General features: G+C 71.5%; 3 protein-coding genes (1 of these 3 only partly in view). All 3 read left to right on the plus strand.

Annotated features, from left to right (window positions below; genetic code table 11):
* Tightly spaced (each overlapping or abutting the next), the 3 genes in view from AC067N_RS23900 to fabD form a layout consistent with a single transcriptional unit that may run on beyond the window.
* On the plus strand, nt 1-3,343 hold the end of the coding sequence (locus AC067N_RS23900) for an SDR family NAD(P)-dependent oxidoreductase (RefSeq protein ID WP_478680916.1). It extends 14,321 nt beyond the left edge of the window; the window shows 3,343 of its 17,664 coding nt (coding positions 14,322-17,664); the start codon falls outside the window, past its left edge; it ends in the stop codon at nt 3,341-3,343.
* Entirely contained in the window at nt 3,344-12,679 is a 9,336-nt protein-coding gene (locus AC067N_RS23905; protein WP_478680917.1) for an SDR family NAD(P)-dependent oxidoreductase, read from the plus strand. It abuts the gene before it with no gap.
* Nucleotides 12,663-13,775 carry an ACP S-malonyltransferase gene (gene fabD, locus AC067N_RS23910; RefSeq protein ID WP_478680918.1) on the plus strand — a complete coding sequence of 371 codons (1,113 nt, stop codon included), beginning with the start codon at nt 12,663-12,665 and terminating at the stop codon, nt 13,773-13,775. Before AC067N_RS23905 ends, fabD begins: the two co-directional genes overlap by 17 nt.
* The last annotated feature ends 15 nt before the right edge of the window (nt 13,776-13,790 follow it).

Genomic DNA, 13,790 nt, shown 5'->3' on the forward strand with positions numbered 1-13,790 from the left:
GGTGGTTGAGCCGGAGCCCGCTCCGGAACCCGTTCCCGTCACCGCTCCGCTCCGCGCTCCGGTCCCCGCTCCGGCGCGGACCCGGTCCGCCGCCCCCGCCGACGCGATCGCCGTCGTCGGCATGGCGGGCAAGTACCCGCTCGCCGACGACCTGGACGAGTACTGGGACAACCTGGCGAACGGGCGCGACTGCGTCCGGGAGATCCCGGCGTCCCGGTGGGATGTCGACAAGTACTACGACCCGCGGCCCAACCAGCCCGGCAAGGTCTACTGCAAGTGGATGGGGCTGCTCGACGACGTCGACGTCTTCGACCCGCTGTTCTTCGGCATCCCGCCGGCCGAGGCCGAGGCGATGGACCCGCAGCAGCGGCTGTTCCTCCAGGAGGCGTACCACGCGTTCGAGGACGCGGGGTACGACGTCCAGGGGCTGAGCGGCCAGAAGTGCGGCGTCTACCTGGGCATCATGAGCAACGAGTACAGCGCGCTCGTACGGGAGCAGGGCGGCGACGCCGGCTCGGCGACCAGCAACAGCAACGCCATCACGGCCGCGCGAATCGCCTACATCCTCAATCTCAGGGGCCCGGCGATCGCCCTCGACACCGCCTGCTCGTCCTCGCTGGTCGGCACCCACCTCGCGGCCCAGGCGCTGCGCAGCGGCGAGATCGACATGGCGCTGGTCGGCGGGGTCACCCTCTACCTGACCGCGGAGTCCTACATCAGCATGTGCGGTGCGGGCATGCTGGCGTCGGACGGCAGGTGCAAGACCTTCGACGACGCCGCCGACGGATTCGTGCCCGGCGAGGGGGTGGGCGCGCTCGTCCTGAAGCGGCTCGCGGACGCCGAGCGCGACGGGGACACCATCCACGGCGTCATCAGCGGCTCCGGCATCAACCAGGACGGGCGGACCAACGGCATCACCGCGCCGAACGCCGCCGGCCAGCGGGAGCTCCAGCAGGACGTGTACGAGCGGTACGGCGTGGACCCCGGCTCCATCAGCTACGTCGAGATGCACGGCACGGGCACCAAGCTCGGCGACCCGATCGAACTTGAGGCCCTTGCCTCCGTCTACCGCGAGAAGACGGACAAGGTCGGCTACTGCGCTATCGGTTCGGTCAAGAGCAACGTGGGCCACACGTCGGCCGCCGCGGGCGTGGCGGCCGTCCAGAAGACGCTGCTCTGCATGAAGAACAGGCAGTTGGTGCCGACGCTGCACTTCAACACCCCCAACGAGCACTTCGACTTCGAGAACTCGCCGTTCTACGTGAACACCGAGCTGGTGCCGTGGAAGGTGGGCGCCGGTGAGACCCGTCGCGCGGCCGTCAGTTCCTTCGGCTTCAGTGGCACGAACGCCCATCTGGTGCTGGAGGAGTACGACTCCGGGGACGCGGACACCGAGCCGGTGGCGAGTGCCGGGACGTCGGTCTTCGTCCTGTCGGCGAAGGGCGAGGAGCAGCTGGGGGCCGTCGCCGAGCGGATCAGAGACCACGTCGCGGCGCGCCCCTCCGTGGACCTGCGGAACCTGGCGTACTCGCTCCAGACCGGGCGCGAGGCGATGACGTGGCGGCTGGCCTTCGCCGCCGCGACGCGCGAAGAGTTCGTGGAGAAGGTGACGCGGTACCTCGCGGGCGGCCCGGCCGACGGGCTGTTCACCGGACGGGTCAAGCCCCGCAGGGGCAAGGCCGCGTCCGCGGGGCAGGAACCGGTCGTCCCCGCGGACGGCGCCCTGACCACCGCGCAGGCCGAGGAGTTGGCGGACCGTTGGGTCCGGGGCACCGCGGTCGACTGGGCGCTGCTCCACCCGCAGGGCGAGCCGCGCCGTGTACCGCTGCCCGCCTACCCCTTCGCGCGTGAGCACTACTGGCTCGGACTGCCCTCGACGGCCCCTGCCGATGCCCCCGCCCCTACCGCGCCCGTGGCCGACGCCCCGGCCGTGTCGAAGCCCGCGGCCGACACCCGGGCCACGGCACAGCCCGTGGCCGACGACCCGAATCCAGGCACGAACGTCCTGCTCAAGCCCGTCTGGGACCAGGTGCCCCGCCCCGAGCCGGTGAACACGGCCGGACTCGGCGGCCGGGTCGTCGTGATCAGCGGGGCCGGGCAGTGGGATCGGATCAGCGCGGCCCTGCCCGCCGCCGAGCGGTTCCCCGTCAGCGCTGCCGACACCGTGGAGACGATCGCCGAGCGGCTCCTGGCCCTGGACGGACCGGTCGACCACCTCATCTGGGCCCCGGCCCCGGCCGGGACAGGCGCCGACGACGCGTTGGTCGAGGCGCAGGAAGGCGGCCTGTACGCCTGCTTCCGCACGCTCAAGGCGCTGCTGCGCACGGGCTACGGCAAGCGCCCACTGGAGATGACCGTCCTGACGGAGCGCAGCCAGCGGGTGCGGCGGGGCGAGCACGTGGACCCGACTCACTCCGGCGTGCACGGCCTGATGGGCTCCGTGGCCAAGGAGTACCCCGGCTGGAACGTCCGCCTGGTCGACCTGGACGGTGGCGGTCACCTGCCGCTGGCCGAGGTCCTGGCCCTGCCCCAGGTCGAGCGCGGCAGCATCTGGGCGCACCGCAGGAACCGCTGGTATTCGCAGGCGCTGGTACCGCTGCAGGGCGCTCCCCAGGAGTCTCCGGACCGTCCGGTGTACCGCCGGGGAGGCACGTACGTCGTGATCGGCGGCGCGGGCGGCATCGGCGAGGCGTGGACGGAACACCTGATCCGTGCCCACGCCGCCCACGTCGTGTGGATCGGCAGGCGGGAGGAGGACGCCGAAATCCGCGAAAAGCTGCGGAGGCTGGCGAAGTTCGGCCCCGCGCCCAGCTACGTGCGGGCCGACGCGGCCGACCGGCAGTCGCTGCGGCGCGCCTACGAGCAGATCAAGCGGAGCCACCCGGTCGTCAACGGGGTGGTCCACTCCGCGATCGTCCTGCTGGACCAGAGCATCGAGCGGATGGACGAGGAGCGCTTCCGTGCCGCCGTCACGGCCAAGGTCGACGTCAGCGTGCGGATGGCGCAGGTGTTCGGTGACGAGCCGCTGGACTTCATGCTGTTCTTCTCCTCCATGAACTCGTTCATGAAGGCGCCCGGGCAGTCCAACTACGTGGCGGGTTCGGTGTTTGAGGACGCGTTCGCCCAACACCTGGCGGGGACGGCTTCGTTCCCCACGAAGATCATGAACTGGGGTTACTGGGGTAGTGTCGGCGTCGTCGCCACCCCCGAGCATCAGAAGCGCATGAGCACGGCGGGAGCGGGCTCCATCACGCCCGCTGACGGCATGTCGGCTCTCGACGTTCTTCTCGGCGGGGCATTCGGCCAACTCGGCTTGGTCAAGGACATGGGGGGTAACGCGTAGATGTGGGGCATAACCCGCAAGGAGACCATCACCACGGCCCGCACGGGCCCCCCGGTGCAACTGGACCGGCTGTGCCGGGACATCGCGGCCGGCGCGGAAGCCCTTCTCGCTGAGGTTCCCGGTGACGCGGACGCGGTCATCGACGAGGACCTGCTCGGCAGGCTCCTGCTCGACCAGCTGCGTACCGCCGGGCTGTTCGCGGTCGACGGCGGTCCTTCGGTGGACGAGGCGATCGCCGGGCTCCCCGTCGGCGACGAACTGCGCCGCTGGGCCGCCGAGTCGGTGCGGCAGCTGCGGATACGCGGCCATCTCCAGGCAGGGCAGGCCAACTTGCGGCCGGAGGCGGCGGACAGCGGCCGTGACCCGTGGGCGGAGTGGGCGGAGCGGAGCGCCCGCTGGGCCGCCGACGCCGACCTGCGCGCGCAGGTCGTCCTCCTCGACGCCACACTCAGGGCACTGCCCCGCATCCTCACCGGCGCCGTACCGGCCACCGACGTCCTGTTCCCCAACTCCTCCCTGGAGCTTGTCGAGGGGATCTACAAGGGCAACGCCGTCACCGACCTCTTCAACGGAGTGCTGGCCGACACGGCAGCCGCGGTCGCGCATGCCATCCTGGGCAGCGGCCCAGGGGCCCGTATCAGGATCCTGGAGATCGGCGCGGGCACGGGCGGCGGCAGCCAGAAGGTCTTACAGAGGCTGGAGCCGCTCGCGTCCCACGTGGAGACCTACTGCTACACCGACCTGTCGCGGTCGTTCCTCATGCATGCCGAGCAGGAGTACGGACCGAAGTACCCCTACCTGGACTACCGACTGCTCGACGTCGAGAAGCCGCTGGCGCCCCAGGGCGTCGAACTCGGCAGCTTCGACCTCGTGCTGGCCACGAACGTCCTGCACGCCACGCGGGACATCCGCAGGACACTGCGCAACGCCAAGGCGGCGCTCAAGGAGAACGGCGTCCTGCTCGCCAACGAGATATCGGCGAACTCCCTCTTCACCCACCTGACGTTCGGCCTGCTGACGGGGTGGTGGCTGTACGAGGACGCCGAGCTGCGCATCCCCGGCTGCCCCGGCCTGTCCCCCGAGTCCTGGGCCGAGGTGCTGGAGGACGAGGGCTTCGACGCCGTTTCGTTCCCGGCGGACGGCCTGCACGGCATGGGGTACCAGATCGTCGCCGCGCAGAGCGACGGCGTGATCCGGCAGGAGGTCGAGCAGGACGCCGCGGCCCGGCGGGACGAGCGGAGGCCGCAGGCCGCCGCGGCGGCGCGGCCGGCGCTCCGCGCCCCGGTCACCGGCGGCGGCCCCGGGCCCGGGGCGGCGGTCTCCGACAGCGCGCTGCAGCAGCACGTCAGCGACGTCGTCTTCGACCAGCTCGCCCAGGCCCTCAAGATCGACAGGGCCCGGATCGACGCCGACGACGCCTTCATGGACTTCGGCGTCGACTCCATCATCGGCGTCCGGCTCATCCACGAGATCAACGAGCGGCTCGGCGTCGACCTGGCCACCACCGACCTGTTCGACCACCCCTCGGTCCGGCAGCTGACGGCGTACGTGCTCGACGAGCACCGGGAGCGGGCCGCCGCATCCCTGCCCCTCGTGCCGACGGCCGTCGCCACCGGGCCCGAGCAGCTCCCGGTGGAGCCCGCACGGCTCGGCACCGACTCGCTCGGCGCGGATTCCGTCCGTACGGCTCCGGAAGCCGTCGTGCCCGCGGGCGTCGCGCGGCCGCCCGCCCCGGGCCGCGAACCGATCGCGATCGTCGGCATGAGCGGGAGGTACGGCGGCTCGCCGGGCGTCGACGAGCTGTGGGAGCACCTGGTGCGCGGGGACAACCTCGTCGAGGAGGTCACCCGCTGGCACCTGCCCGCCCCGCCCCCGGGCGCCCCCGAGTGCAGGCACGGCAGCTTCGTCGACGACCACGACCGGTTCGACCCGGCCTTCTTCAACCTCTCGGGCGTCGAGGCCACCTACATGGACCCCCAGCAGCGGGTGTTCCTGGAAGAGGCGTGGAAGGCGCTGGAGGACGCGGGCTACGCCGGGAACACGGCCCGCGGCAAGCGCTGCGGCGTGTACGTCGGCTGCCAGGAGAGCGGGTACACCGCGCTCTTCGGCGACGAGGTCCCGGCACCGGCCATGTGGGGCAACGCGCTCTCCGCGCTGCCCGCGCGCATCTCGTACCACCTCGACCTGCAGGGCCCCGCGGTCGCCGTCGACACCGCGTGCTCCAGCTCGCTGGTCGCCATCCACCTGGCCTGCCAGGGTCTTTGGGGCGGCGAGACCGAGATGGCGCTGGCGGGCGGCGTCTCCATCCAGTGCACCCCGCAGTTCTACCGGCTCGCGGGCCGGGCCGGGATGCTCTCCCCGACCGGCCGCTGCCACACCTTCGACGACCGCGCCGACGGGTTCGTGCCGGGCGAGGGTGTCGGGGTGGTCGTCCTCAAGAGGCTCGCCGACGCCCTCGCGGACGGGGACCACATCCACGGCGTCATCAGCGGCTCCGGGATCAACCAGGACGGCGCGTCCAACGGCATCACCGCGCCGAGCGCCAAGTCCCAGGAGCGCCTGGAGACGTCCGTCTACGACGCGTTCGGGATCGACCCCGACGGCATACAGCTGGTCGAGGCGCACGGCACGGGCACCAAGCTCGGCGACCCCATCGAGTACCACGCGCTGAAGCGGGCCTTCGGCCGCTACACCGACCGACGGGAGTTCTGCGCGCTGGGCTCGGTCAAGTCCAACCTCGGGCACACCACCACCGCCGCCGGCGTGGCCGGGGTCATCAAGATCCTGCTCTCGCTGAGGCATCGGCGCATCCCGCCGTCGATCAACTTCGAAGTGGGCAACTCCCACATCGACTTCACCGACAGCCCCTTCTACGTCAACACCGAAGACCGCGCCTGGGAGCCGGGCGCGGACGGCAAGCGCCGCGCCGCCGTCAGCTCGTTCGGCGTCAGCGGCACCAACGCTCACATGGTGATCGAGGAGGCACCGCAGCGCGCCCGGCGCGCGAGCGCCCATCCGGCTCACCTCGTCACGCTGTCGGCGGACAGCGCGGAGCAACTGCGCGAGCAGGCCGAACGGCTGGCCGCGCACTGCGCCGCCAACCCGGGGCTCGACCCTGGCGACGTGAGCTTCACCCTGCTGGTCGGGCGAAGGCACCTGACGCACCGCCTGGCCTGCGTGGCGCGCGACCGGGACGACGTCGTGCGCGCGCTGCGCCAGTGGCTGGCCACGGGAGCGGGTCCGCAGGTGCACGTCGGCGGGCCCGCCGAGCGCGGACAGGGCGAGAGGGCCTCGCTGAAGAGCTACGGCAACGACTGCGTACGCCGCTCCGTCTCGGCCACGGACGTCGGGGCCCGTACCGAGCTGCTGTCGACGGTCGCCGACCTCTACGCGCAGGGGTACGACCTCGACTACGCCGGGCTGTTCGCCGGTCAGCGGCCCGTGCGTGTGCCGCTGCCGACCTACCCGTTCGCACGCGACCGCTACTGGGTGCCCGAAGCGCCGCGCCCGGCGGCGGGACCGGCGCCCTCGGCACCGCACCCGCTGCTGCACGTCAACGCCTCGACGCTGCGCGCGCAGCGCTACGAGACCACGTTCACCGGCGGCGAGTACTTCCTCACCGACCACGTGGTGCGGGGGCAGAAGGTCCTGCCGGGCGTCGCCTGTCTGGAGATGGCCAGGGCGGCCGCCGAACTGGCTGAGCCGGACCGCGGCCCGGCGGGGCTGACGCTGCGCAACGTCGTGTGGGCGCGCCCCGTGACGGTCGGCGGGAGTCCGGTGACGCTCACCACGGCGCTCACCCCCGGCAGCCGGGACGAGATCGACTTCGCGATCACCGGTGCGGACGGCGCGGTACACAGCCAGGGCCAGGTGATCAACGCGCCCTGCACCCCGTCGGTGCTCGACGTCGAGCGGATCAGGGCCGCGTGCGACCGGGCCGAACTCGACGCCGGACAGCTGTATCCGCTGTACGAGCGCATCGGCTTCGGGTACGGCCCCGCGCACCGCGGTGTCGAGCGCCTGCACATCGGCCGCGACGAGGTCCTGGTGCGGCTCGCGCAGCCCGGCTCGGTGCGTGACACGCTGGACGCGTTCGTGCTGCACCCCAGCCTGCTCGACTCGATGCTCCAGGGCTCCCTGGGCATGGGGGCGGCGTCCGCGCCGGAATCCGCCCTGGACGTCGCGGGGATGAAGCCGTCGCTGCCGTTCGCCCTGGACGAGCTGGAGATCCTCGGCCCGTGCACGGAGCACATGTGGGCGTGGATCCGCTACAGCCCCGGCACGGCGAAGGCCGGCAGGGTCTTCAAGCTCGACATCGACCTGTGCGACGAGCGGGGCTCGGTGCGCGCCCGGGTGAAGGGCATCTCCTACCGCGTCCTGGACGAGCAGGTCGGCGACACGTGCGTCACCTTCCTGCCCGTGTGGGAGAGGACGGCGCCGGCCGCCACCGAGGCGCAGCCCGCGCGGCACGTCGTGCTGCTGTGCGACATGCCCGACCTGGCCGACGCGTTCGCGGCCCGGCACCCGTCCGCCGACGTACTGCGCCTGACCTCGGCCGCGCCCGGGACGGCCGAGCGCTTCACCGAGTACGCCGTCGCGGCGCTGGAGCACGTCCGCCGGATCATGCCGGGCTCGGCGCGGGACGTACTGGTGCAGCTCGTCGTCCCCGAGGACGGTGACCGGGCACTGGCGCTCGGCCTGCTCGGACTGCTGAAGTCCGCACGGGCCGAGGACCCCGCCCTGCGGGTGCGGGCCGTGCTCGTCGACGCGGACGACAGCCCCGAGCACCTGGCCTCACAGGTGGCCGAGGGCGCCCGGTGGGCCGAAGGCGACTGCGTACGCTTCCGGGGCGGCGAGGCCGAGGTGCTGAACTGGGCCGAGCACACGGCGCCGCCGAAGCGGCGGGTCCCGTGGAAGAACGGCGGCGTCTACCTGGTCACGGGCGGGCTCGGCGGCATCGGCACGCTCGTCGCCGCCGACATGGCCGCCGAGGTCGGCGACGTCACCGTCGTCCTGGCGGGCCGCTCACCACTGGGCCCTGAGCAGGAGGCGCTCATCGCGCGGTGGCGCGGGCAGGGCGCGGACGTGCGCCATGCCCGCGTCGATGTCGGCGACGCCGCGGCGGTCAGAGCCCTGGTCGACGGGATCGTCCGGGACCACGGCGCCCTGCACGGCGTCGTCCACGGTGCCGGAGTCATCAGGGACAACTTCCTCGGGCGCAAGACGCCGCAGGAGTGCCGCGAGGTGCTCGCGCCGAAGGTGGCGGGCGTGGTGAACCTGGACGAGGCCACCAAGGACCTGCAGCTGGACTTCTTCGTCACGTTCGCCGCCGCCGCCGGGGTGTTCGGCAACACCGGGCAGGCCGACTACGCCGCCGCCAACGCCTTTCTCGACGCCTACGCGCACCACAGGCGCGGCCTCGTGGAGCAGGGCCTGCGGTCCGGTGCCAGCGTGTCCGTCGACTGGCCCCTGTGGGCCGACGGCGGCATGCGCGTCGACGAGCGCACCGAGTCGGTGATGCGCGAGCGCCTCGGCATGGTGCCCATGCGGGCCGAGACGGGTATCCAGGCGCTTTACGCGGCCCTCGACGCGGCGCACCCCCAGGTCCTGGTGATCGCGGGCGACGCCACGAGGATCAGGCGTACGGTGCTTCGCGAGGAGCCGCGCCCGGAGCGGGCCCCGGCTCTCCCGGCGGCGGACCGCCCGCCGGCCGCCACCGGCACCGAGGCCGCCCACGCCAAGGTCGTCGGCTATCTGCGCACCGTCATATCGGAGGCCATCCAGGTCCCGGCGCACCGCCTCGACCCGGCCGCGCCCTTCGAGCGGTACGGCATCGACTCGGTGCTGGCGCTGACCATCACCGATCGGCTGGAAGCCGACTTGGGCTCGCTGTCCAAGACGCTGCTGTTCGAGCACCAGTGCGTCAACGACCTCGGCCGGTACTTCCTCGGCGCCCACGCGGACGCGCTGGAGCCGGTCCTGGGCATCGGCGCCGCACCGGAGCAGTCGGCCCCCGCAGCGGAGCGGCCGGTCGCCGTACCGCCGGCGCGGTCGCACGCCGCGCCCGAGACCTCCGTACGAGCGGCCGGGACCTCCGGGCGCCAGGCTGAGCTCCCCGTACGGCCGGCCGGATCCCGCGAAGAGGAAGCGGTCGCGGTCGTCGGACTCGCGGGCCGCTACCCCGGGGCCGCGGACCTGGATGAGCTGTGGGAGAACCTGGTCACCGCCCGCGACTGCGTCACTCGGGTGCCCGCGGACCGCTGGGACCACGAACAGGTCACCGGCGAGCCGGGCGAAGTCCCTCAGTGGGGTGGCTTCCTCGACTCCGTCGCCGACTTCGACGCGCTGCTGTTCAACGTCGCGCCCAGCGAGGCGGCGATCATGGACCCGCAGACCCGGCTGTTCCTCGAATGTGTGTGGACCCTGCTGGAGAGCTCCGGATACACCCGGGACAGGCTGCGGACCCGGCATGGCGGCCGGGTCGGCGTCTACGTCGGCACCATGTACCAGCAGTACCAACTGCTGCCGTCCGACACCGTCCACGAGTCCATCACGTCGGTGGTGTCCGCCAGCGCCGTCGCGAACCGGGTCTCGCACTTCTTCGACCTGCGCGGGCCGAGCATGGCGGTCGACACCACGTGCTCCTCGTCGCTGGTCGCCATCCACATGGCGTGCGAGGAAGTGCGCCGTGGTGGCAGCGAACTCATGATCGTCGGCGGCGTCAACCTCTCGCTCCACCCGAAGAAGTACCGGGGACTGCGCATGACGGGACTGATGGGCAGCAGCCCGGACAGCCGGGCGTTCCTCGACGGCGACGGGTTCGTCCCGGCGGAGGGTGTCGGCGCGGTCCTGCTCAAGCCCCTGTCCCGGGCCGTCAGCGACGGCGACGAGGTCCTGGCGGTGATCAGGTCCAGCGCGGTCAACCACAAGGGGCGTACGAACGGCCCCATGGTGCCCAGCGTCGAGCAGCAGGAAGAGCTGCTGGAGGGGAACCTGCGCAGCGCAGGGGTCCACCCGCGCACCGTCACCTATGTCGAGGCGTCCGCCAACGGCTCGCAGCTGGGCGACGCCGTCGAGTTCGCGGCCCTCAAGAACGTCTTCGGCCGACACACGACCGACGAGGGATTCTGCGCCCTGGGCACCGTCAAGTCCACGATCGGCAACCTCGAAGCCGCGTCGGGCGTCGCCCAGCTCAGCAAGGTCGCCCTGCAGATGCGGCACGGCAGGATCACCCCGCCGCTGCTGCGTGGCGAGCTCAACCCGGGACTCCGGCTCGACGGGACCGCGTTCTACCTGCCGGAGCAGGTCACGCGGTGGGACCGGCCCGTGGCCGAGATCGACGGAGTACGACGGGAGTACCCGAGGCGCGCGACCATCAGCGCTTTCGGGGCGGGCGGTTCCAACGCCCACCTGGTCGTCGAGGAGTACCTTCCCAGGGCCGACGAGCGGGAGCCCGCCGCCGACGCGCGTGAGCCGCGGATCGTGGTCCTCTCGGCCCGCGGAGCGGAACGGCTGCGGGCCCACGCCCGCCGGGTGCTGGGCTTCGTGCGGACGCACGACGAGGTGTCGGTCGCCGATCTCGCGTACACGCTCCAGCGCGGGCGGGAGGCCATGGAGCACCGGCTGGCCGTGGTCGCCGAGGACGTGCAGCAACTCGTCGGTGCTCTGGAGCACTTCTTGCGGGACGAGGCGGCGGACACGGCGCCGGTCCCGCTCTTCACCGGCGACACCAGGCGCGACGGTGCGGAGTTCGGCGCGCTGCTGACCGGGTCGGCAGGTGAGGCGCTCGTCCAGCAGCTCCTCGCCGAGAACCGGTCGCAGGACATCGCCCTGTTCTGGGCGCGGGGAGGCGAGGTGCCGTGGGACCGCGTCCAGGGTACGGGCCGGTTGCTCCCGGCGCTGCCCACCTACCCCTTCGACCGGCAGCGGCACTGGCTCAACCCCGTCCCGGCGGCGGACGGGACGGCGGTCGTGGCGCCGCGGCCGGAGACCCGGGAACCGGTACGGCGAGCGGACGCCCCGCGCTCGGCACCGCGACCCGCACCGGACGGCATCCCTGCCGTCGTCGCGGGCCTGCTCGGCCTGCCCGTGGCGGACCTCGACCTCGACACCCCGCTGGAGGACCTCGGCTTCAGCTCCATCCTGGCCACCCAACTGCTCCAGCGGATTCAGCGGTTCGCCCCCGAATCGGGCTTGCGGGAGCTGGCCGCCTGCCGGACGACACGGGACCTGGTGCGGAGGTTCGGGACCGCGACCCGGCCGGACTCGACGGCGTCCGGGGAGGCTTCGGGCGAACCGACGGAGACCGAACCGGCGGAGCCCGAACCGGCCGAGCTGCCGGAGGTCGTGCACCTCAACGGCAGCAGCCGGGGCAGGCCGGTCTTCTGGTTCCACGGCGGTCTCGGCGGCGTCGAGGCGTACGGCGCCGTCGCTGACAGCATCGAGCGGCCCTTCTACGGCATCCAGGCCAAGGGCTGGATGACCGACAGCGAGCCTGTGACGGGCATCCTCGCGATGGCGGCCCACTACGCCGCCATCATCCGGACCGTCCAGCCGGAGGGCCCGTACGACCTGGGCGGATACTCGCTCGGCGGCATGCTGGCCTACGAGGTCGCGCGGCAGTTGCAGGAAGCGGGCTGTGACGTCGAGACGATCACCATGCTCGACACGATGTACGCCGACGAGGTCAAGGCCAGGACCATGTCGCGCAAGGACATGGTGCTCCAGCAGGTGAACGCGCTGCTGCAGGCCGGTGCCAGGCCCACGGGCCCCGACGCGCCCCCGGCGTTCATCGCGGGCTACGAGGTGGACCTGAGCCGCGACGCCGACGAGCTGCTGGACGAACTGCTGCCGCTCGCCCGGCAGCGGGGACTCGTCGGCGAGACGGCGGCGGTGCGCGAGCGCATCGAGCAGAACATCCGCGTCCTGGAGGCGTACCAGGTACTGGAGTACGAGGTGGCACCGCTGCCCCGACCCGACGCAGTGACCTGCTTCTACTTCCGCAACAGCAGCGGTCTCTTCTACGGTGACCTGGAACCGGTGCTGTCGACCCAGGACGACGGCAAGGCGTTGGACCACGTCGTGTACTGGGGCGAATGGGAGCGGCGCATCCCCGACTTCCACTGCACCGACGTCGACTCGTCGAACCACTTCGTGATGCTCAGCGACGAGGCTTCGCTGTCCGCCATCCGCGCCTTCTGCAAGGTGTTCTACTCCAGCGGTCGGGAGAAGACCAGGATCCCCAACGCCAAGAAGTGGGTGGGCCGCCGCCGCGCCAAGCGGCCGGCCCCGGACCAGGTGAACACGCACGCACACCCCGATGGTGGCAAGAACTAAGAGAGGGCTCGTCGTGAGGACGTACGTTTTCCCCGGTCAGGGATCACAGAAGAAGACGATGGGAGGCACCCTGTTCGACGAGTTCGAGTCGCTCACCCGGGTGGCCGACTCGATCCTGGGCTACTCCATCAAGGAACTGTGCCTGGAGGATCCGGACAACCGGCTGAACCGGACCGAGTTCACCCAGCCCGCCCTCTACGTCGTCAACGCACTGTCGTACTACAAGAAGCTGCAGGAGTCGGAGCGGCCGGACTTCCTCGCTGGGCACAGCCTCGGCGAGTTCAACGCTCTGCTGGCGGCCGAGTGCTTCAACTTCGAGACCGGGCTGCGGCTGGTGCGCAAGCGGGGCGAACTGATGGCCCGGGCGGAGGCGGGCGCGATGGCGGCCGTGCTCAACGCGTCGGCGCAGGAGATCCGTACCATCCTTGACGACAACGGCCTCACCTCGATCGACCTGGCGAACTTCAACTCCGCGTCACAGATAGTGATCTCGGGCCCGCCGGAGGACATCAAGGCGGCCAAGCCGCTCTTCCAGTCCGGAAATCACCTGTTCGCCCCGCTGAACACCAGTGGTGCCTTCCACTCGCGGTACATGGAGCCGGCGCGTCAGGAGTTCACCCGCTTCCTGGACACCGTGACCTTCTCCCCGCAGAAGGTGCCGGTCATCTCCAACGTGACGGCCCGTCCGTACGAGGACCACCGGGCCAAGGAGCTGCTGGCCGAGCAACTGACCAGCGCGGTGCGCTGGTCGGACAGCGTGCAGTACCTTCTCGGGCTGGGCGAGATGGAGTTCGAGGAGCTGGGGCACGGCAACGTGTTGACCAAGCTGATCAACAAGATTCGCCGGGAGGCGCCGCAGCCGCCCCAGCGGCAGACCCGGCTCGCCGCCGATCAACCACCTCTGTCCGCGCAGGAGTTGGTGCGGCAGTGGAACGAGCGGAACCCTGTCGGAACCCGTGTCCGATCCAAGATCGGCGACTACCAGGACCTGCGGACTGCCACCCCGGCAACGGTGCTTTTCGGCCACCGGGCGGCGGTGTACATGATCGGTTATCGCGGCTACTTTGACCTTACTGAGATCGAGTCGGTCAACTAGCGTGGCGTTCCAGGA

The organism is Streptomyces sp. NPDC042364 (assembly GCF_056437585.1).